General features: G+C 40.6%; 17 protein-coding genes. All 17 read right to left on the minus strand.

All coding sequences use genetic code 11. The annotated features are described in order from the left end of the window. Positions 1-89 precede the first annotated feature (89 nt). Positions 90-1,916 (minus strand): excinuclease ABC subunit UvrC, encoded by a 1,827-nt coding sequence (uvrC, locus tag QZ334_RS01495; RefSeq protein WP_295231348.1) that lies wholly within the window; start codon positions 1,914-1,916, stop codon positions 90-92. 132 nt (positions 1,917-2,048) lie between these two features. Beyond that, a complete protein-coding gene (gene uvrA / locus QZ334_RS01500) occupies positions 2,049-4,901 on the minus strand; it encodes an excinuclease ABC subunit UvrA (RefSeq protein ID WP_295231351.1) in 2,853 nt (950 codons plus the stop codon). A 186-nt stretch (positions 4,902-5,087) separates the two neighbouring features. After that, positions 5,088-7,265 carry an excinuclease ABC subunit UvrB gene (uvrB, locus tag QZ334_RS01505; protein WP_295231354.1) on the minus strand — a complete coding sequence of 726 codons (2,178 nt, stop codon included), beginning with the start codon at positions 7,263-7,265 and terminating at the stop codon, positions 5,088-5,090. Further along, entirely contained in the window at positions 7,265-7,561 is a 297-nt protein-coding gene (locus QZ334_RS01510; protein WP_233542569.1) for a hypothetical protein, read from the minus strand. The genes uvrB and QZ334_RS01510 overlap by 1 nt, the downstream gene beginning before the upstream one ends. 76 nt (positions 7,562-7,637) lie before the next feature. Continuing rightward, positions 7,638-8,573 (minus strand): signal recognition particle-docking protein FtsY, encoded by a 936-nt coding sequence (gene ftsY / locus QZ334_RS01515; protein ID WP_024066706.1) that lies wholly within the window; start codon positions 8,571-8,573, stop codon positions 7,638-7,640. Further along, on the minus strand, positions 8,573-12,127 hold the full coding sequence (gene smc, locus QZ334_RS01520; protein WP_295231359.1) for a chromosome segregation protein SMC: 3,555 nt from the start codon (positions 12,125-12,127) through the stop codon (positions 8,573-8,575). Before smc ends, ftsY begins: the two co-directional genes overlap by 1 nt. A 45-nt stretch (positions 12,128-12,172) precedes the next feature. After that, positions 12,173-13,330, minus strand: a complete 1,158-nt coding sequence (locus QZ334_RS01525; RefSeq protein ID WP_295231362.1) for an elongator complex protein 3 — start codon at positions 13,328-13,330, stop codon at positions 12,173-12,175. A 195-nt stretch (positions 13,331-13,525) separates the two neighbouring features. Further along, positions 13,526-14,263: a ribonuclease III gene (gene rnc / locus QZ334_RS01530; RefSeq protein WP_257846634.1), complete on the minus strand. Its 738-nt coding sequence runs from the start codon at positions 14,261-14,263 to the stop codon at positions 13,526-13,528. Continuing rightward, on the minus strand, positions 14,263-15,507 hold the full coding sequence (gene fabF, locus QZ334_RS01535; protein ID WP_295231365.1) for a beta-ketoacyl-ACP synthase II: 1,245 nt from the start codon (positions 15,505-15,507) through the stop codon (positions 14,263-14,265). The genes rnc and fabF overlap by 1 nt, the downstream gene beginning before the upstream one ends. A gap of 36 nt (positions 15,508-15,543) precedes the next feature. After that, entirely contained in the window at positions 15,544-16,500 is a 957-nt protein-coding gene (locus QZ334_RS01540; RefSeq protein WP_005386972.1) for an NAD(P)H-dependent flavin oxidoreductase, read from the minus strand. Positions 16,501-16,577: 77 nt separating this feature from the next. After that, a complete protein-coding gene (locus QZ334_RS01545) occupies positions 16,578-16,808 on the minus strand; it encodes an acyl carrier protein (RefSeq protein WP_004693441.1) in 231 nt (76 codons plus the stop codon). A gap of 51 nt (positions 16,809-16,859) precedes the next feature. Continuing rightward, a complete protein-coding gene (fabG, locus tag QZ334_RS01550) occupies positions 16,860-17,603 on the minus strand; it encodes a 3-oxoacyl-[acyl-carrier-protein] reductase (protein ID WP_105085447.1) in 744 nt (247 codons plus the stop codon). 1 nt (position 17,604) lies between these two features. Then, positions 17,605-18,546 (minus strand): ACP S-malonyltransferase, encoded by a 942-nt coding sequence (gene fabD / locus QZ334_RS01555; RefSeq protein ID WP_295231368.1) that lies wholly within the window; start codon positions 18,544-18,546, stop codon positions 17,605-17,607. A 10-nt stretch (positions 18,547-18,556) separates the two neighbouring features. Next, positions 18,557-19,501 (minus strand): enoyl-[acyl-carrier-protein] reductase FabK, encoded by a 945-nt coding sequence (fabK, locus tag QZ334_RS01560; protein ID WP_060924751.1) that lies wholly within the window; start codon positions 19,499-19,501, stop codon positions 18,557-18,559. Positions 19,502-19,516: 15 nt separating this feature from the next. Next, positions 19,517-20,512 (minus strand): beta-ketoacyl-ACP synthase III, encoded by a 996-nt coding sequence (locus QZ334_RS01565; protein ID WP_024066056.1) that lies wholly within the window; start codon positions 20,510-20,512, stop codon positions 19,517-19,519. Further along, positions 20,496-21,524 carry a phosphate acyltransferase PlsX gene (plsX, locus tag QZ334_RS01570; protein ID WP_060924753.1) on the minus strand — a complete coding sequence of 343 codons (1,029 nt, stop codon included), beginning with the start codon at positions 21,522-21,524 and terminating at the stop codon, positions 20,496-20,498. The genes QZ334_RS01565 and plsX overlap by 17 nt, the downstream gene beginning before the upstream one ends. Before the next feature lie 3 nt (positions 21,525-21,527). Next, complete coding sequence (fapR, locus tag QZ334_RS01575) at positions 21,528-22,088, minus strand: transcription factor FapR (protein ID WP_060924754.1); 561 nt, start codon at positions 22,086-22,088, stop codon at positions 21,528-21,530. Positions 22,089-22,193 lie beyond the last annotated feature (105 nt).

Here is a 22,193-nt window from a genome sequence, read left to right on the forward strand (position 1 = left end):
TTTTGCCAACCCCCAGTTTAACTGGGGGATTAGTCATGCCTATTCGGCGTACATACAGTAAAAGAGCATCTCAAATAAGATGCTCTTTTTTATTTCAACATATCTTGTTTTTCTACCTTAGACATGCGGAAGAAATTATATAGTGTTTCTGCCGTCTTATAGTTCATAGATTCCACCTTTGAAAGCTCATCAATGGATGCTTCTTTCATGGCTTCTAAACTATTGAAGTGAGTCCATAATGCCTTTCGGCGTTTAGGGCCAATCCCTTCAATATGATCTAGAATGGATTCTAAATTACGTTTTCCACGAAGCTTACGATGGTACGTAATAGCAAATCGATGGGCTTCGTCACGTATTTGTTGCAGCAATTGAAGCTCTGGCGTGTGATGGCTCAAAATGATACTTTCAGATTGCCCTTCTACAAAAACCTCTTCAATGCGTTTAGCCAAGGATATAACAGGCACATCAGTAACACCTACGGCACGTATTAACGGCAAGGCTGCGTTGAGCTGTCCTTTACCACCATCGATGATAATGAGGTCAGGCATAGGCCAATCTGTTTCCTTACCATAGCGTCGTTCCATAATTTCTGCCATAGACTTAAAATCATCAGGCTTGCCTTGCGTAGTCTTCAATTTAAAGCGACGATATTCCTTCTTCGCTGGTTTACCACCTTCAAAGACAACCATAGATGCTACCGTTTCAGCCCCTTGAGTATGAGAGATATCGAAACATTCCATACGCTCTGGTAATCGCGGCAAGTCTAGGACTTCCGCTAATTTTTTTACAGCCCCACCGGTCTTATCAATTTGGTACTGCCATTGACGACGGCGCTCTTCAAGGAAGGTTTCTGCATTCTCATGGGCCATCTTGATCATATCCATCTTATAGCCACGCTGAGGCACAGATACGTCTACATTCTGACCTTTGAGCTGTGTAAACCATTCACTTAATAAGTCTCTATCAGAACTATCCATAGGTAATAATAATTCCTTCGGAATGAAGTTCGTATCCCCATAGTATTGCTTGATAAAGTCCGTCATAATCGTTTCTGGAGTATCTCCATCGTGTTGAACAAAATAATTCTCACGGCCTAATAGTCGTCCACCACGGATGAATAATAGCTGTACACAGGCCATAGATGTATCAACAGCAATCCCTAATACATCTAAGTCGCCCCGTTGTGTAACCATACGTTGCTTTTCTTGTATTTTTTCAATGCTGCTCAACTGATCTCGATACCGTGCTGCATCTTCAAATCGTAAGTCTTCTGCAGCTAGTTCCATCTTCTCTTTGATTTCCTTCAACAATGGTATAGGCTTTCCTTCAAAGAGCTCTATGATTTCATCGATGTATTTCCGATAGTCCGGTATAGATATTTTATTAAAGCACGGCGCTTCACAGTAATGCATATGGTATTGCAAACATGGGCGCTCTACCTTCATAGACTTACATGTGCGCAGTGGGTAGTACTGGCGTATCAATTTCAATACTACATGAACCGATGTTACATCTGTGAAAGGGCCAAAATATTTTGCCCCATCACGTTCAAGGCGACGTGTCATATATACGCGAGGATAATCTTCTTGAACAGAGATTTTCACATACGGATAGGTCTTATCATCGCGGAGCCGAATATTGTATTTAGGCTCATGCTCCTTGATAAGTGTATTCTCTAATATGAGAGCCTCCATCTCTGTCTTTGTTTGGATAATCTCCACATCGACAGCACGCTTCATCATAGCCGTAACCTTAGGGGCTCGGTTAGCATCATTACGCACATAAGACCGCACGCGATTACGTAAATTAATAGCCTTACCTACATAGATGATGCGGTTGTACTGATCACGCCATAAATACACACCGGGCGTAGTCGGCAAATGACTAACCTTCTCTAGTAATTCTTCAGATGGCATATGTCCTCCTTTCCTTATAGATTTTAAGGAAATAGAATACATTCTTTTCTAAGATATGTCCATGATAAATGATTAGAAAATGTATTCTATTTCCCTTATGATTTTTATAGAAACTAAATATAATGCTTTATTTTATTTCTTATTTTTAGCTGCTTTCATAAACTTCTTAGTTTGTTCTAATACAGGACCTAAGAATTTGCCAGTATAACTTTCTTTCACCTTGGCAATTTGCTCAGGCGTACCTGTTGCTACAATGGTACCACCACGATTACCGCCTTCTGGACCTAAATCGATGATATGATCCGCCATCTTAATAACATCTAAGTTATGTTCAATAACAACCACTGTATCTCCACCATCGACAAGTTTTTGTAGTACATCTAAGAGCTTACGAATATCTTCAGCATGTAGGCCTGTAGTAGGTTCATCAAGGATGTAAAGGGTTTTGCCTGTACTACGACGAGCCAGTTCAGTAGCTAATTTAACGCGTTGAGCCTCACCACCAGATAATGTTGTGGCAGCTTGACCTAAACGGATATAGCCGAGACCTACCTCTTGTAAGGTAACCATCTTACGATGAATTTTAGGAATCGCGCTAAAGAATTCTACTGCATCATCTACCGTCATATCTAATACATCGGCAATGGATTTGCCTTTATATTTAACCTCTAAGGTTTCGCGATTATAACGAGCGCCTTTACATACTTCGCAAGGTACATATACATCTGGCAAGAAGTGCATTTCAATTTTGATAATACCATCGCCACGACACGCTTCACAGCGACCGCCTTTTACGTTAAAGCTAAAGCGACCTTGTTTATAACCGCGCATCTTAGCCTCTGGTGTTTGGCTATAAAGCTCGCGTATAGCATCAAACACACCTGTATATGTGGCAGGATTAGAACGAGGTGTACGACCGATAGGGCTTTGGTCAATATTGATGATTTTATCAATATGTTCTAAGCCACGGATTTCTTTATGAGCCCCCACCTTATGGAAGGAACGGTACAACTGATTAGCTAAACCTTTATAAAGAATTTCATTGATTAAGGTAGACTTACCAGAACCACTGACACCGGTAACCACATTAAATAGGCCGATAGGGAATTTTACATTTACATTTTGTAAATTATTTTCCTTCGCACCACGAATTTCGATGCAATTCTTACCTGGTTTACGGCGCTCTTCAGGAAGGGCGATAAACTTACGTCCACTCAAGTACTGACCAGTAATGGAGTTCTCAACCTTCATCACTTCGTCAACAGTACCAGCTGCAATTATTTGACCACCATGCTCACCTGCTCCTGGTCCGATGTCTACGAGGTAATCCGCAGCACGCATTGTATCTTCGTCGTGTTCTACAACGAGCAATGTATTGCCTAAGTCACGTAAGCCTTTCAATGTATCAATGAGACGATCATTATCTCGTTGGTGTAAACCGATAGACGGTTCATCTAGAATATACAATACACCAACAAGACCAGAGCCAATTTGTGTGGCCAAGCGAATACGTTGTGCTTCACCACCAGAAAGGGTCCCTGCACTACGGTTCATAGTAAGGTAATCAAGGCCTACATTATTGAGGAAGCCAAGGCGAGCATTGATTTCCTTCAGAATTTGAGCACCAATCACTTGTTCCCGCTCAGTTAACTGTAAATTACCAAAGAAGTCCAGTGCTTCTTTAATGGTCAATTGCGTTACTTCATTGATGTTCTTATCCCCTACAGTAATCGCTAATACTTCGGGTTTAAGACGAGCACCATGGCATGTAGTACACGGCTTTATGGACATAAATTTTTCAAACTCTTCACGCATAGAATCGGTAGATGCTTCACTATGACGGCGTTTTACCATCGGCAAAATACCTTCGTACTCTGTAAAGAATTCCTTTACTTCACCTCTCATATTTTCATAGGTGAAAGCTACCTTATCCGTCGTGCCATACATGACTTTTTTCTGTAATGCTTTTGGCAATTCATCATAGGTAGAGTCTAAAGAATATCCATTAGCTTTTAATAGGCCTTCTACTTGACGCATAAACCATGCATTAGGATTAGAGCTCAATGCTTGCACACAACCATCGGCAAAGCTAATAGAGCCATCTGGAATAACGCGCTCTTCGTCTACTTCCATAGTGGATCCAATACCCAAACAAGCTGGGCAAGCACCAAATGGGCTGTTGAAGGAGAACATGCGCGGTTCAATTTTTGGTAATGAAATATGACAATCTGGACATGCAAAGTGTTGACTATACATGTGTTCAGGGCCGTCTACCTCTTGAATCACTACGATGCCTTCTGCCCATTTTGATGCGGTCTCCATAGAGTCTGCCAAGCGGGATTCGATGCCTTCTTTTACAACGAGGCGGTCTACTACGATATCGATAGAGTGTTTTTTATTTTTTTCTAATACAATCTCTTCATCTAATGTACGTACAACGCCATCTACGCGGGCACGAACAAAGCCTTCTTTACGAAGTTGTTCAAAGACGGATTTATGCTCCCCTTTTTTTCCTTGAATCATAGGGGCTAATACTAAAATCTTTGTACCTTCTGGGAAGCTCATTACATCATCTGTCATTTGTTGTATTGTTTGTTGTGTAATAGGCTTACCACATTCTGGACAATGGGCATGACCTACACGAGCAAATAATAGACGCAAGTAGTCGTAAATCTCCGTTACAGTACCGACTGTAGAACGAGGATTACGGCTTGTTGTCTTTTGATCGATAGAAATCGCTGGAGATAAGCCTTCAATATAATCTACATCAGGTTTATCCATTTGTCCCAAGAATTGACGAGCATACGCAGACAAGGACTCTACATAGCGTCGTTGCCCTTCTGCGTAAATCGTATCAAATGCTAAGGATGATTTACCAGAACCACTAAGGCCAGTCAAAACGATAAACTGATCTCGTGGTAAGGCTATATCTATATTTTTAAGGTTATGCTGACGCGCACCTTTTACTATCAATTGATCTTTCATTATGTTCCCTATTTAAAGAGATGATACCAAATGGCATCATCTCTATTTTTACTAACATGAAATAATATATGTATATTATCGCACATATAGTCTATATAATCTATGTGTTTTCTTACAATCTATATAGATTCGATTTATTACATTCAGGTAATATTTTTACAATATATGAATGTATGTTACTGCTACTTAAGATTTACTCTTTGAACTTGTACGTTTTTTACCCTTGCTAGATGTAGGCTTTTTCAACTTGCTTTCACCTGCACTATGCATATCGGACCATTGTTGACGTAGTTCTCCTAATTGGTCACGAAGCTTTGCTGCCTTTTCAAATTCAAGCTGCTTTGCAGCGGCCTTCATTTGACGATCAAGTTCTTCAATTTTATTGAATAACTCTTCTGGCGTTATATCTGCCACCTTAGGAGTGGATGTATCTTGTGCATATGGTTCATGTCCATGGTCCATACCTGCTGAAGAGGCTTTCTTTTTTCCTTTCTTCGGTGAAAAGTCCTTCCCATCGGTAACCATATCTTCTTCAATTTTCGTCAACTCAATAAGTTCTTTTACATCTTTAGAGACAGACTTAGGCGTAATATTATGTTCAATATTATAAGCCTCTTGCACAGCACGACGGCGATCTGTTTCATCGATAGCACGTTGCATAGAACCTGTTACACGGTCAGCGTACATGATAACGTGACCGTTCACATTACGAGCTGCCCGACCGATTGTTTGAATCATAGCTGTATCAGAACGTAAGAAACCTTCCTTATCCGCATCTAAGATAGCTACCAAGGAAACCTCTGGCATATCTAGGCCTTCACGGAGCAAGTTAATACCAACCAGTACATCGAATACACCAGCCCGTAAATCACGGATGATTTCAGCACGCTCGATAGTAACAATATCAGAGTGAAGATAACGAACGCGGACGCCCATTTCCTTCAAGAACTCTGTTAAGTCCTCAGCCATCTTTTTCGTTAAGGTCGTAACGAGAACGCGTTCATTCTTAGCTGCACGCTTATGAATTTCGCCGAGTAAATCATCCATTTGTCCCTTAATAGGACGAATTTCAATGGATGGATCTAATAAACCTGTAGGACGAATAATTTGTTCTGCAATATTCGTTTCCACTTCCATTTCATACGGACCAGGTGTGGCTGATACATAGACGATTTGATTGATACGTTCTACGAATTCATCGAATTGAAGTGGTCTATTATCGAGTGCAGATGGTAAACGGAACCCATATTCGATAAGGGATTCTTTACGAGCACGGTCACCATTGTACATGGCCCGTACTTGAGGAATGGTTACATGAGACTCGTCCACCATGATGAGGAAGTCATCTGGAAAATAGTCTATCAATGTGTATGGTGCCTCTCCAGCCTTACGTTCAGACATGTGGCGGGAATAGTTTTCGATGCCTGAGCAATAGCCCATTTCTTGCATCATTTCTATATCGTAACGGGTACGCTGTTCAAGACGTTGAGCCTCTAATAGACGGTCAGCAGCTTTCAACTTAGCTAATTGTTCGTCTAATTCAGCTTCAATACGCTCTACAGCAATACGCATCTTATCTTTCGTTGTTACATAGTGAGATGCTGGATAGACCGCAACGTGCTTGCGTTCAGCAATCACTTCACCAGTCAAAGCATCTACCTCAACGAGGCGATCGATTTCATCGCCAAAGAGTTCCACTCGAATGGCTCTTTCACTATACGCAGCAGGGAAAATCTCGATAGTATCCCCTTGTACACGGAAGGTACCGCGGATAAAGTTCATATCATTTCTCGTATATTGAATATCTACGAGTTTAGACAGAATTTCATCACGAGATTTCGTCTGCCCTAAGCGCAAGGACAACACGAGTTCAGAGTAGTCCTCAGGGTCACCTAAGCCATAAATACAACTAACAGAGGCAACGATGATAACATCGCGGCGCTCAAAGAGGCTCATCGTAGCGCTATGTCGCAGTTTATCGATTTCATCATTGATAGACGCATCCTTCTCGATATACGTATCACTGGAAGGAATATATGCTTCTGGTTGATAGAAATCGTAATAAGACACAAAGTATTCTACCGCATTATTTGGGAAGAAACTTTTAAACTCACTACATAACTGCGCAGCTAAGGTTTTATTATGAGCAATAATCAGCGTTGGCTTTTGAACGGCCTCGATAACTTTAGCCATTGTAAAGGTTTTACCTGTACCAGTGGCACCGAGTAAAACTTGGGCCCATTCACCGCGTTCAATACCTTCTGTTAAAGACTGAATCGCAGTTGGTTGGTCCCCTGTAGGCGTAAAGGGCGCCTCCACTTTAAATGGTTGGCCCCCTTCATAATTATATGTATTATGTTTCATTACTGTTCATCCTGATGTTTACGGATAGCTTTGAGCTCTTCCTCTGAAAGACGGCGACCTGCATTTTCTGCTTGGTTCAACGTATCCTCTCCTTCTAATACTTCGATGAGCATAGCAATGGAGAAACGATCTAATGTAGGCGTAGTCTTTTGAATTTCATCAGCCATCATCCAATCTGATTCAGTATAGTTATTAATACGTTCTGTAATCTCTTCCCAGTTTGAAAGTAGCAATCTTGTAATAGGACGATATAATTCAATGCCGAAATACTCGATTAAACCAACAATCTTTTCCATATTTTCTAGGCTAACATTACATTCATTTTTTTTATTTTCAGATTCTACATATTCAAGTAAGAATTCCCGGTTATATTTATTTGTCACCTTGAATCATTCCTTTATTAAATAGTGCATTAGCAAATTCTTTCGCATTAAATGGACGCAAGTCATCCATGCCTTCGCCAACGCCGATCCAGCGAACAGGTACGCCTAATTCCTCTTTAATAGAGATAACTACGCCACCTTTTGCTGTACCATCAAGTTTAGTCACCACAATACCATTTACTGGTACGGCTTGACCAAATAATTTAGCTTGGCTTACAGCATTTTGACCTGTCGTACCATCGAGAACGAGCAATGTTTGATGCGGTGCCCCTTCTACGTGGTTATTAGCTACGCGGCCCATCTTCTTAAGTTCTTCCATAAGATTAACTTTAGTGTGTAGACGACCTGCAGTATCGACGATAACAAGGTCTGCATTACGAGCTTTTGCCGCTTCCATAGCATCGTATACAACGGCTGCTGGATCAGCGCCCTCTTTATGTTTAACGATAGGCACACCTACGCGATCTGCCCAAATGGATAATTGGTCAGCTGCAGCGGCACGGAATGTATCACCTGCAGCAATGATAACCTTTTTACCTTCTTTTGTGTAGTAATTAGCCAATTTAGCGATAGTTGTTGTTTTACCAACGCCGTTTACCCCCACAACAAGGATAACCTCTGGATGGTGTAGTGTAATTTCGTCCTCTTGGTCAACTAGCATTTCTGTAATGCGGTCTTCCATAAATGGCATTACATCACCAGTATTGTTGATAATACCTTCTGTTACACCACGACGAATTTCTTTCATCAAATATTCTGTCGTTTTAGGACCAAGGTCACTAGTAAGCATAACTGCTTCTAAATCATCTAAGAAATCATCATCAATTTCTGCATAACCAATGATAACTGTCTCTACATTTTTTACAAAGGACTTACGAGTTTTTTCTAAGCCCTCTTTAATTTTATTAAAGAATCCAAATGCCATTATGCTAGATCCTCCTTCACATCTTCAAATGCTACTGTTAATAATCGCGATACGCCCCGTTCAACCATGGTCACCCCTTGTAAAACTTCGGCAGCTTCCATCGTCTTTTTACGATGCGATACTACGATAAATTGTGTTTCTTTATTTACCCGATTTAAGTAAGAACTAAATCGTTCTACATTGGCTTCATCAAGCGCTGCATCAACTTCGTCAAGCACACAGAATGGAGCTGGACGATAGTCTAGGAACGAGAACAATAAAGCAATAACCGTAAGAGCACGCTCGCCACCGGATAACAAGGTCAATTGTTGTCGTTTCTTCCCTGGCGGCTGAATGTAGAAATCGATACCACCAGTTAAGATATTATCTGGGTCAGTCAATACAATTTGAGCCGTACCACCGCCAAATAGTTGGCTAAATACCTCTTGGAATCTGCGGCCTACTACATCTAATACATCGTATAGCTGTGTACTCATAGCCTTATCCATTTCAGCAATAACAGCTTGCAATTGCTCTTTCGCCGTATCTAAATCTGCTAACTGTGTAGTTAAGAAGTCATAACGCTCTTTAGTTTCTTCGTATTCTTCAACAGCGTTCGGATTGACTGGGCCTAGTTCGGCAATTTCTGCCATCAAGCGAGCCTGCTCATCCTTCCAATCGTTTACAGAGCCTTCAATGCGAAGAGCCTGCGCATCTTCTAAGGTAAAGCCTAACTCTTGTAGTTCTTCTACAAAGCGCTCACAATCCATGCGATGACGTGTAATCTTACCTTCCATATCGACGAGTCGACCTTGAACGACTTTATATCGTTGGTTCAATCGATCTTGCTCACCGAGGATAGATTCCATCTCTTCACGTCCTGTAGATGTTTTATCATAAGCCTCATCGCGAAGTGCACGCAATCGTTCAACCTCCGCTGTAGCAGAAGCCAATTCTCGGTCTGCCAATTCTTTAGCCTTTGGTAGCTCCACTTCATAGCGCTCTGTAGTGCTAATTAACAAATTACGTAACGGTGTTAGTCGCTCTACAATGTTAGCAATGGATTGATTACGTTGTTCTCGCTGAGCTTCACGTTCCTTAATGGTTTGTCGCAACGTATCACAGGTGAGGCGTGCCTCTGTGAAAGCTTCATACGCCTCTTGCTGTATCTTTTGCAATACAGTTAAACGCTCCATCAAGGCCCCTTGATTGCCCTCTACACCATGATTTTCTTGTAAGGAAGCCAATGCTGTTTCTTGGTCTTTTAAGTTAGCTGTTGTAGTGGCTAAATCAATATCAATTTGAACTAAACGTTGCTCTTCTTCAGAAAGAACACGTTTCTTACGGTCCATTTGATTTTGTATATTTTGTACCTTTGTTTCACTAGCCACATAGAGTAAATTAGTATGTTGGTAGTTTTCATCAAGGGTACCTCGTTCTTTTTCAGCCTCTTCAACCCGTTTTTCCAAGTTTTCTAAGCTAGCTGTTAAAGAGCGGATTTGTTCTTCAATTTGTACAAGCTCTTGTTCAAGACTAGCAGCCTCTTCCTTACGGCTCAATACGGAGGCACGCTTACGCTTTGTAGCACCACCCGTTAAAGAACCACCAGGTTGGAATTGTTCCCCTGTAAGGGTAACGATGCGCAATTGTTGGTTATATTTCTTCTGTAATCCAATAGCATCATCCATAGAGGATACTACTAACGTACGACCTAATAGATATTGGAAAATATGAGCGTATGTATTATCAAAGGAAATACAATCAACAGCCGTGCCTATGACACAACTTTCATGTAAAGCAGGCGTATCATAGGGTTTCCCTTTTACAGAATCCATCGGTAAGAAGGTTACGCGACCACCTTGGATAGATTTCAAATAATTAACGCCTTCTGCAGCAGCACGAGCTGTAGTAGTCACAACGTGGTTAACACTACCGCCTAATGCCGTTTCAATAGCTGTCGTATATTTGTCCTCAACTGTAAAGAGATCACCAACGGCGCCCGTAATCTGTTCACGCCAAGCGCCCTTACCATTTAGAATATTCTTAGTACCTTCTAAGTAACCTTCATGCTGTTCTTCCCATTGAGCTAAGAGCTCTAAACGGCCTTTTGCACGTTGTTCTTGGGTGCGAAGTTTTTGTAACTCTTTGCGTTCCTCACGAGCTTGTATAACTGCTTCTTTACCACCATCAACGAGGGCTTGTCGTTGTGCAGAAATAGCAGTAAATTTCTGACCAAGTGTTTCATATTCAGCACGTGCTGCTTGTAGTTCACTATCTACTTGAGCTATTTCATCCTTTAAAACTTCACATTGTTTTGTAGATTCAGCCTTACGAGCTTCTAAGCTACGAATACTAGCCTTTGCTGTTTCAATAGCGCTCACAAGTTCTAATTGATGTTGCTCAAAGACTTCTCGATTAGACTGCAAGGACTGGAACTTAGCTTGCTCAGCACTTACATCTTCAACAGCTTTTTTATAATTAGATTCTAACTCTTCAAGCTTAGACTCTTTTTCTACTAATTGAGCACTTTCATCTTGAATCAATTGATTTAAAATGCGCAATTGTTGTTCTTCGCCCTTTTGCGTAGCTTCCAATTCGCTAATACGCATAGATGTTTCATCTAATTCACGACGAGCTGTCTTCAGCTGCTCATCTAACAGACGTAAATGACCTGCTAAACGTTCTTCATCACGTTGCTTTTCCGTATACTGAGCTTCCCACAACTTGAGTTGTTCTTGCTCTTTTGTTGATGCGGATTGCAAGGTATGACGGCGCGCTTCCAATTTAGACAATTCAGTTTGAAGCTCAATCTCTTCATCCTTAAATGCAATATTATCATTTTCGAAACGCGTTAATAAACGATTAGAGGTCTTATAATTGTGAAAGCCTAATGCCCCATCATAGTCGCGCTTTGTACGACTTAAGGTCATATATTTTTTAGTCTTTTCCGCCTTTTCAGACAAAGGTCCTAGTTGCTCTTCGATGGTAGCCATTACGTCGCGTACGCGTTCCATATTTCGGTCTGTGCTAGCAATACGACGCAATGCATCTTCTTTATTGATTTTAAAACGAGAAATACCTGCTACATCTTCAAAGATCAAACGACGTTCTTCAGGCTTTGAATTCAAAATAGCATCAATGCGGTTCTGACCGATAATAGCCATTGAGTCTTTCCCCAGGCCTGTATCAGCTAATAAAAGATGAATATCCTTTAAACGACAAGAGCGTTTATTGATAAGGAACTCACTTTCACCAGTACGATAAATACGGCGTGTAATAGCAACCTCAGCCATATCCACATCTAATTGATGGTCACTATTGTCAAATACAAGTGTAACCTCAGCTGCACTCATTGGTTTACGTTTTTCCGTACCAGAGAAAATAATATCCTCTGCTTTTTGACCACGTAAGTTACGGACATTGGATTCCCCTAAAACCCATTTCATAGCATCCGTAATATTACTTTTACCACTTCCGTTAGGCCCAATAACGGCAGTCATTCCTGGTGAGAATTTTACAACCGTTTTATCTGCAAACGATTTAAAGCCCTTTAATTCTAACCGAAGTAATTGCATGACTGCCTCCTTTCTACTAACAACCCCGAATAATCATATCTTTTATTATAACATATATTGTAGGCCATCAATACAGCAACGAACAGTATTTCTCGTACTATCTTCACACCAATCTATGCTAAATTGAGGATATGTTTCTTGGAAGTATAAAATATTGCGATTTTTAAGGCCTCGTACCTTTGATGTAAGGCTTCTTGGATAAGAAATTCGTATCTTATGTTTCGTCAACCTATCCTTTTGATTCGCATGAGTTCTACACTCAACCTTATGGCTATAGTGATTACTCGATGGTGAACCAATATAAGAATACGGGTAGCCTGAAAAACTCTGTGATGAAAAACGCCTTAAAGAAAAGTGTTCATCAATACACCTTTCTATACGTTGTTTAAATTGCTCATTTACGACAAGCTCGCCCATGGCTGGCTCATAGGGACCGGCTATCAAGCTATTACCCGAATCGAGCTCTTCACTACTTTGTAATCCAGTGCGTATAACTTCAATGTTATGTTCTTCAAACCATTCTTTTAAGAATGCACAATATGTAATAGCTTGCTCAGTACTTAACGGCTTATATTCACCAGATCTATATTGATCTGCTAGTTCCGTATTTTCTATAACAAGAACAGGATAGATTCGTACAAAATCTGGTTCTAGTTTAACTACAGCAATAGCGGTTTCTAGAATGGTTTCCCAAGTTTCACCTTTTAATCCTGGTAAAAGCTGAATACCTACAGTTATTTCACGTCGCTTTAATCGCGCAACAGCATCTACTACCTCTTGAGCTGTGTGACCGCGCTTAGCATCAACCAAAATACCATCATTCATAGACTGTACACCAAGCTCTACTGTTTTTACGCCATAGGATTGTAACAATGAGATAGCCTCATCCCCAACAGCATCAGGCCGCGTTGAACAACGTATACCATCAATTATACCGCGCTTAAGCATCTCAGAAGCAGGAGCTAATAATTGATGTTGCAAATCGCGATGAATGGCTGTAAAGGAACCTCCATAGAAGGCGACTTCCCAAAACTTATCGTTACGTTTGGTCCCAATATAATCCTTAATAGTTTGCTGTATATATTCTGGAGTTAGGTGACTAATACCAGATTGGCCTGTAATACGAGATTGATTACAAAATGTACATACATAAGGACACCCCACATGAGGTATAAAAAATGGTATCATACCAAATGGTTTCATAGTCACCCTCCCTTCTTATATAAAATCATATTAGTTACAAATCTTATATGTTAATACATTAAAATCCATGTATTGGGTCTTGAGCTACGCCATTAATATATTAAGATATAAGATCTTATATATGAAAATCATTAAATAAATATATTGATTATTCTATATACTATTATACAGAAAAAAGCGCCATTAGGCGCTTTTCTATTTGGCCATTAACTTTTCTAACGTTAATTGAGCCGCATGTTGTTCTGCAATTTTTTTACTTTTACCAGAGCCGGCCTCGTAAGTAACACCATTGATTTCGACCACCATATGGAAGGTCTTAGCATGGTCGGGACCACTTTCACTGAGCAAACGATAGACGATATGTTTATCACCATCCCGTTGCACATATTCTTGTAACAAGGTTTTATAATCTTTGCCCCGTTTACCTTCTAAAGCTTGCTTGATATACGTAATGAGATGTTTTAAAACGAAGTTCATCGCCGTTTGGTAATCTGTAGAAATATAGATAGCACCAATGAGAGACTCAAAGGTATCCGCTAAAATAGAATTACGATTATTACCACCAGAAGCACATTCACCATGACCGAGCAATAAATATTGCCCCAATTGCAAAGAACGACTTACAGATGCTAAAGAATCCTCACACACTGTAGCAGCCTTAATTTTCGTCAAATTACCTTCTGCCATGTCTGGATATGTCTTAAATAGGTATTCCCCAATAATAAGATCCAAAACAGCATCGCCTAAAAACTCTAATCGCTGATTGTGATTAATATGCTTTGATTTATGTTCATTCGCATAAGATGTATGTGTAAAAGCACAATCTAAAATGGATATATCTGACACAGGTATGTCTAAACGAGCAACAAGCCCATGAAGAGATTCTTCACGAGCTTGTGTCATCTTACTCTTATGCGCTTCAACAGCTACCATTAGCCTTCATAACGGCGTACGCAAAGTGTACCGTTATGACCACCAAAACCGAAAGAGTTGGAAAGAGCACATTTAACTTGAAGGTCACGTGCACCTTCGCGAACATAGTCAAGATCCAAACCTTCATCAGGATTGTCACAGTTGATTGTAGGATGAACTTTGCCAGTTTCGATAGCCATCGCCATAACGATAGTTTCGATAGCACCAGCAGCACCTAACAAGTGACCTGTCATGGATTTTGTAGAGTTAACAGCGATGTCTTTAGCATGATCGCCGAATAATTCTTTAATAGCCAATGTTTCATTTTTGTCATTAAGGCCAGTAGATGTACCATGAGCATTGATGTAGTTAACGTCTTTAGGATCGATACCTGCATCTTTAATTGCTAATTCCATACATTTACGAGCTTGTACACCACCTGGAGCTGGTGCAGTAATGTGGTAAGCATCACCATTAGTACCATAACCTACAACTTCAGCGTAGATATGAGCACCACGAGCTTTTGCGTGTTCTAATTCTTCAAGAACAACGATACCAGAACCTTCACCCATTACGAAACCATCGCGATCGCGGTCAAATGGACGAGAAGCTTTTGTTGGTTCGTCATTGCGTGTAGACATAGCTTTCATAGCTGCGAAACCAGCTACAGCTGCAGGAGATACAGCCGCTTCAGTACCACCGGCAAACATGATATCAGCATCACCACGTTGAATGATACGGAAAGCATCGCCAATAGCATTTGTACCGGAAGTACAAGCTGTTACGTCTGTAATAACAGGACCTTTAAGGCCAAGACGGATGGATACACGTGCAGATGTCATATTTGCAATCATCATAGGAACTGCGAATGGACTTACACGGCCAGGACCTTTTTCGAATAATGTTTCATATACTTCATGGATAGAGTCGATACCGCCAATACCAGTACCAACTACAGTACCACAACGATCTAAATCTTCTTTATCCAAATCAAGATCAGCATCTTCACAAGCAAGAACAGCAGCACCGATAGCCAATTCTACAGAACGGTCCATACGACGAGCTTCTTTCTTGTCTACGCCATAGTTTGTAACATCAAAATCTTTTACTTCACCAGCAATGCGTGTTGCATATTCAGATGCATCAAAGCGTGTAATTGGCCCAATACCAGATTGACCTGCCAATAACGCATTGTAGAAGTTCTCTTTACCGATACCTACAGGAGTCACTGCCCCTAAGCCAGTAATTACTACACGTTTTTCCAATTATTCCACCTCTTATAGCTATACAGCCCTTTTAAATTAATCAATCTCTGCTACTTGCTGTTTGAGTTGAGCAAAGATATCTTTAACTGGCATAATCTTGTCGACTTTTCTCATATTATTGCCAGAGAACACCAAACCTGTTTCTACATCACCTTGTTGTGCACGAGATAGAGCACGGATGATACAGAATTTATGGGAACAATGTTTCAAACAGTTATCACACACCGTTGGAGGTGCTACAGTACCGTCTAATACAGATTCAGCAAATTTATTTTTAATGGCTTGTCCAGGCAAACCTACAGGACTTTGAATTAATACAATGTCCTCAGGATTAGTAGCCCGTACATACATTTTTTTCAATTCATCAGATGCATTACATTCATCAGAAGCAGCAAAACGGCTACCCATTTGAACGCCACTAGCACCTAATTTCAACATTTCTACGATGTCACGACCATCAAGAACACCACCAGCACCAATAACTGGAATGTTTTTAACAGCAGCTACAACTTCTGGAACGATTTCTCGAGCGGAACGATCAGTCCCCAAGTGGCCACCAGCTTCGCAGCCTTCTACGATTACTGCTGCTGCACCTAAACCTTCAGAAATGCGAGCTAATTTTGCGGACGAAACAATTGGTACGATTGGCGTACCAGACTCTTTGCCCATTGCGAACATATCTCTTGAAAAACCAGCACCTGCTACTACAAGATCAATGCCCTCTTCGATGGCAGTTTTAACTAAGCCAGCAAATTGTGTTGCGGCTACCATCGCATTTATACCAATAATACCCGTAGGTGATAATTTTCTAGCTAATTGTATTTCGTATCGTAATTCATCAAATGGCAAACCGGATGCTGCAATAAGGCCGATACCACCTTCATTTGCAACGGCTGCTGCCAAGCGAGCTGTAGACAATCTAATCGCCATACCACCTTGAATGATAGGTACTTTGGCCACTAGATTCCCAATGCGAAGTTCAGGGAGCTTCACTATCAAATCCTCCTGTAAATAAAACCGGTTGGGAGGCCACTCGGCCTCCCGTGCGGCTGAATTGTCAGCTTTACAGCTTATTTAGCAGAATCAATATATTCTACTGTATCCTTAACGGTTTTGATTTTTTCTGCAACATCGTCAGGGATTTCAACATTGAATTCTTCTTCGAATGCCATGATCAATTCAACGATATCTAAGGAGTCAGCGCCTAAGTCGTCGATGAATGTAGAATCAATGGTAACTTCAGCTTCATCAACGCCTAATTGTTCCACAACGATTGCTTTTACTTTATCGAAAGTGTTCATTGGTGGTTCACCTCCTTTCAAAGTGTATTTATATATAGTCTAATTTTGAAACTACATCACCATACCACCATCTACATTGATGACTTGGCCTGTAATATAGTTAGCAAAATCGCTAGCAAGGAATGTTGCTACTGTCGCTACTTCTTCAGCATTAGCCATACGGCCCAATGGAATTTCTGCAACCATAGCTTCTTTAACTTTTTCTGGTAATACATCAGTCATATCAGTATTGATAAATCCTGGTGCAATAGCATTAACAGTAATGCCACGACTTGCTAATTCTTTAGCACAGGATTTAGTAAAACCAATTACACCAGCTTTAGATGCTGCGTAGTTAGTTTGACCCGCATTACCCATAACGCCTACAACAGATGTCATATTGATAATATGACCAGAACGTTGTTTCATCATGATTTTAGATACTGCTTTAGTTACTAAATATACACCTTTAAGGTTGATATCTATAACAGCATCAAAATCTTCGTCTTTCATACGCATCAATAAACCATCACGCGTAATCCCCGCATTATTTACGAGAATATCAATGTGACCAAACTCTTTATGAGCTTCTTCCACCATAGCTGCAACTTCATCAGCATTAGCTACATTAGCTTTAATTTTAATGGCTTTACGGCCTAAAGCTTGTACAGCTTCAACAGTTTCTTGAGCTGCACCTTCGCTACCGCTATAGTTAACTACCACATCAGCACCAGATTGTGCTAAATTGATAGCTACAGCGCGACCAATGCCACGGGATGCGCCAGTTACAATGGCTACTTTACCCTCTAAATGCATTTTATCGAACCCCTTTCAAAAATTCAAGCGTTTTCTCTAAGGATGCAATGTCATCAACATTGGCTAATTCCATATCTTTATTGATCTTTTTAGTAAAGCCAGTAAGTACTTTACCAGGACCTACTTCAACGAATCGAGTTACACCAAAGTTAACCATTTCAGCTACGCAGTCTTCCCACAATACAGGGTTTGCAGCTTGTGTAACTAAGGATTCTTTAATATCGTTTGCATTAGTCAAAATTTTACCTGTCACATTTGCCACTACAGGAATTTGAGCATCGCTCACTTGGATTTTATCCAACTCTTCTTTTAAACGAAGAGCTGCAGGTTCCATCAAACGGCTGTGGAATGGAGCACTTACAGGAAGCATAACAGCACGTTTTGCACCAGCTTCTTTCATCTTTTCTGCTGCAGTTTCTACCGCTGCTGTTTCACCAGCAATAACAATTTGACCTGGGCAGTTGAAGTTAACTGCTTGCACAGAACCAACAGAATCGTTAACTTCTTTACAAATTTCTACAACTTGTTCACGAGGTAAAGCTAGAATTGCTGCCATAGCACCTTTGCCCAATGGCACAGCTTCTTGCATATATTCACCGCGTTTATGAACAACATACACAGCATCTTTAAAATTCAATACACCCGCCGCTACAAGAGCACTGTATTCACCAAGACTATGACCACCTACGATATCAGGTGTAAAGCCTTGTTCTTTAAGAACTTCATAGCAAGCTACTGATGCAGTTAAAATAGCTGGTTGTGTATTTGCAGTTTTAACAAGTTCAGTATCAGGACCTTCAAAGCACAATTTGGAAATAGAATAACCAAGCGCTTCGTCAGCTTCTTCAAAACGTTGTTTCACAATAGGATATGCATTGTACAAATCTTGTAACATGCCTACTTTTTGGGAACCTTGACCAGGAAAAACAAATGCTGTTTTCATAAGGGCCTCCTTATTTAACAAGACCTTGAAGGTTTTTAATTACAGTTTCAGTTTCAGCCATGATATCTTTGATAATAGTTGCACATGGTTTAACATCTGTTAACATACCAGAGATTTGACCGATCATTACAGAGCCTTCTTTTACATCACCTTCAATAGCAGCTTTACGAAGTGTGCCTGCACCTAAGTTTTCTAAATCTTCTTTGGAACCACCGCTAAATTCAAGGGATTTATATTTATGAGCTAATGCATTATCAATGATACGTACAGGGTGACCTGTTGTTAAACCAGTCATAACAGTAGCACGATCTTTTGCTTTCAATACTGCATTCTTATAGTTTTCATGAGCAATACACTCTTCGGATAATACGAATCGCGTACCCATTTGTACTGCATGAGCGCCTAATGCAAAGGCTGCAGCCATACCGCGGCCATCAGCAATACCACCAGCTGCGATAACTGGAACATCTACAGCATCTACTACTTGTGGAATCAATGCCATAGTAGTAATATCGCCTACGTGACCACCAGATTCTGTACCTTCTGCGATAATTGCATCAATACCACCACGCAACAAGCGTTTTGCAAGTAATACGGAAGCAACTACAGGGATTACTTTAGTACCGATTTCTTTTAAAGCTGGAATATACACGCCAGGATTACCAGCACCTGTTGTAATTACAGGAACGCGTTCTTCCACAACTACTTCCATAACTTCTTTAACAAATGGAGACATGAGCATAATATTACAACCAAATGGTTTGTTTGTGCGCTCTTTTAATTTGTGAATTTCATTACGGAAAATATCAGGAGGCATATGACCAGCCCCAATGATACCAAGGCCACCCGCTTCGGAAACAGCTGCCGCTAATTCTGCAGTACCGAGCCAAGCCATACCACCTTGTAAGATTGGGTACTCAATCTGCAATAAATCACAAATGTCAGTCTTAATCATCTTGATGTGTCCTCCTTAATACCATTTCAAGACAAGGCTAGCCCATGTAAGGCCTGCACCAAATCCTGCAAACGCAACATTATCGCCGCGTTTGAAACGCCCTTCACGATTAGCTTCGTCCAAAGCTATCGCTACAGACGCGGCAGATGTATTACCATACTTATGTAAATTAACAAATACTTTTTCCATCGGCATATGTAAGCGTTTTGCAGCCGAATCAATAATACGAATATTTGCTTGATGTGGAATGAAGAAATCCAACTCATTAAGTTCCATTCCAGCTCGTTCTAAAGATTTTAAAACAGTACGCCCCATCGTTTTAACAGCAAATTTATATACTTCAGAACCATCCATATGAATGAATGTTAAACCTTCTTCAATGCGTTGATCATTGGCAACTACGGCTGTACCACCTGCAGGAATACAAAGAGATGGACCACCAGTACCGTCGGCACCCATATCAACACCTTTAATGCCATAACCTTCAGGGACTTCAGATACTACTGCGGCACCAGCGCCATCACCAAAGAGGATACTTGTACTACGATCCTTCCAATTTACTCGACGGGAGAGAATTTCAGCGCCCACAACGAGCACCTTTTTGTATAAACCGGAGCTAATATAGCTAGCTGCAGTAATCAATCCATATACAAAGCCAGAGCATGCAGCTTGTAAATCATAGGCCGCTGCATTCTTAGCGCCTAAATTCGCTTGTAATACACAAGCGGCTGAAGGAATAATCATATCCGGTGTTAAGGTAGCAAAAATAATCACGTCTATATCTTCGGCACTAACCTTAGCCATTTGCATAGCTTTTTTTGCTGCCTCAGTCGCCATATAGGATGTATTCATACCTTCCGGTGCAATGCGTCGTTCCTCAATACCAGTACGTTCTCTAATCCATTGGTCATTGGTATCAACCATTTTTTCTAGATCAAAGTTTGTTACTACATTGTCAGGAAGGAAGCTCCCAGTACCAATGATTCCAACCGGTTTACTCATCATAGTCATACTTCAAGGCTCCTTCAATATCCATTGTTTCTCTTATGTGTTGAATAATTTTACGTTCTACTAAATCACTAGCAATTTCAATAGCAGTTTTAATCTCTTTAGCTTTGGAGCTACCATGAGCAATCATAAACACCCCGTTAACCCCTAAGAGTGGAGCACCACCATTTTCTGTGTGATCTAAGCGTTTTGCCATCTTTTTTAAAGCTGGCTTTACAAGCATAGCACCAATTTTGGCAAAAATACTACCTGCCATAATGCTATCCTTCACTAATTGTGTAAGACCTGTTACCAAGCCTTCTGCGAATTTAAGTACCACATTACCGACAAAACCATCGCAAACAACAACATCTACGACCCCTTTGGGAATATCACGGCCTTCAATATTACCACTGAAATTAATAGTTTTCATACGTTCCAAAATTGGATATGTGGCTAGAACGACATCGTTCCCCTTAGTGGCTTCTTCGCCAATATTTAATAACCCTACTGTAGGTTCTTCTTTACCTAATAAAAGTTTTGCATATTCAGAACCCATCAATGCACCTTGTACAAGATGTTTTGGTTTACAATTTGAGTTAGCACCAGAATCTAACATAACAGTAATACCACTAACTGTTGGCATCGGGGTTGCAATAACTGGGCGATCAACCCCCTTAATACGACCGAGGCCAAACAATGCAGCTGCTACAGCAGCACCTGTGCTACCAGGAGCAATCACGGCATCGCAAACATTATCACGAACTAAAGATGTTGCTACCACAATGGATGCGTCCTTTTTCTTACGCAATGCTTGTCCTGGATGCTCATCCATACCGATAACTTGACTGGCATGATGTACAGAAATGCGTGGATTCTTAGCTTCATTCCTAGCTTCTAATATATTAAAAATTTGCTGCTCATCGCCGACGAGCACCACTTCAATGTGTTCATTTGCTCGTACGGCTTCAATAGATCCTAGTACAGTCTCCAATGGAGCAAAGTCGCCACCCATGGCGTCTATTGCAATTTTCATAATCTACACCCTATTCTCTACGGATTCCATAATAAATTTTGCGCGAAATACTTCTTTTATTTTATCTCGTATAATGACCCAAATAAAGAACTTATTACCACGGCGACGCACAATTTCTGCTTTTGCCACCAAATTAGTACCAGCTCCAACTGGGTTTTTATATTTTATATTTCCAACCTCCGCAGAACAAACAGTAGTCCCCATGACTACCTTTGCGAGGGAATTTGCTTGAGCATATAAATACTGTGGCTCTACATATCCAAATCGATCTTCCATGTCAGAAGTAGTACGTAGCATTGATAAGGCTTGTTGTCCTTCCGTAACATCGATCAGTTCACCAACCACTTCGTACGGTACATGTTCTACCGCTTCTTGTGATTGACCTGTAGCCATGACGCGTATGCGTTCACGCAATTCAGGAATGCCCAACTCTAGACGATCTAGACGAATCGTTGGCACACTTACATTAAAATGCGTAGCCAATTCTTCATCAGTAAGAAATGGCGTAATATTCAGTTTTTCTTGTAACTGCTTCTGGCGCTCTTGCTTCTTTAACCGACTCATGGGACCACCTTTTATGACCTAGTATTAATATTACATCCTAAGTATATACAATAATTCCCTTGTTGGCAAGGCTTTTCATACATATAGTAACAGATTTTCTACATA

Source organism: Veillonella sp., assembly GCF_019414865.1.
Taxonomy (GTDB): domain Bacteria; phylum Bacillota; class Negativicutes; order Veillonellales; family Veillonellaceae; genus Veillonella.

Excerpts from the sequence above, each read along its gene's own strand:
- uvrC (WP_295231348.1), bottom strand. The coding sequence starts at position 1,916 with ATGCCATCTGAAGAATTACTAGAGAAGGTTAGTCATTTGCCGACTACG.
- uvrA (WP_295231351.1), bottom strand. The coding sequence starts at position 4,901 with ATGAAAGATCAATTGATAGTAAAAGGTGCGCGTCAGCATAACCTTAAA.
- uvrB (WP_295231354.1), bottom strand. The coding sequence starts at position 7,265 with ATGAAACATAATACATATAATTATGAAGGGGGCCAACCATTTAAAGTG.
- QZ334_RS01510 (WP_233542569.1), bottom strand. The coding sequence starts at position 7,561 with ATGGAAAAGATTGTTGGTTTAATCGAGTATTTCGGCATTGAATTATAT.
- ftsY (WP_024066706.1), bottom strand. The coding sequence starts at position 8,573 with ATGGCATTTGGATTCTTTAATAAAATTAAAGAGGGCTTAGAAAAAACT.
- smc (WP_295231359.1), bottom strand. The coding sequence starts at position 12,127 with ATGCAATTACTTCGGTTAGAATTAAAGGGCTTTAAATCGTTTGCAGAT.
- QZ334_RS01525 (WP_295231362.1), bottom strand. The coding sequence starts at position 13,330 with ATGAAACCATTTGGTATGATACCATTTTTTATACCTCATGTGGGGTGT.
- rnc (WP_257846634.1), bottom strand. The coding sequence starts at position 14,263 with ATGGTAGCTGTTGAAGCGCATAAGAGTAAGATGACACAAGCTCGTGAA.
- QZ334_RS01545 (WP_004693441.1), bottom strand. The coding sequence starts at position 16,808 with ATGAACACTTTCGATAAAGTAAAAGCAATCGTTGTGGAACAATTAGGC.
- fabG (WP_105085447.1), bottom strand. The coding sequence starts at position 17,603 with ATGCATTTAGAGGGTAAAGTAGCCATTGTAACTGGCGCATCCCGTGGC.
- fabD (WP_295231368.1), bottom strand. The coding sequence starts at position 18,546 with ATGAAAACAGCATTTGTTTTTCCTGGTCAAGGTTCCCAAAAAGTAGGC.
- fabK (WP_060924751.1), bottom strand. The coding sequence starts at position 19,501 with ATGATTAAGACTGACATTTGTGATTTATTGCAGATTGAGTACCCAATC.
- QZ334_RS01565 (WP_024066056.1), bottom strand. The coding sequence starts at position 20,512 with ATGACTATGATGAGTAAACCGGTTGGAATCATTGGTACTGGGAGCTTC.
- plsX (WP_060924753.1), bottom strand. The coding sequence starts at position 21,524 with ATGAAAATTGCAATAGACGCCATGGGTGGCGACTTTGCTCCATTGGAG.
- fapR (WP_060924754.1), bottom strand. The coding sequence starts at position 22,088 with ATGAGTCGGTTAAAGAAGCAAGAGCGCCAGAAGCAGTTACAAGAAAAA.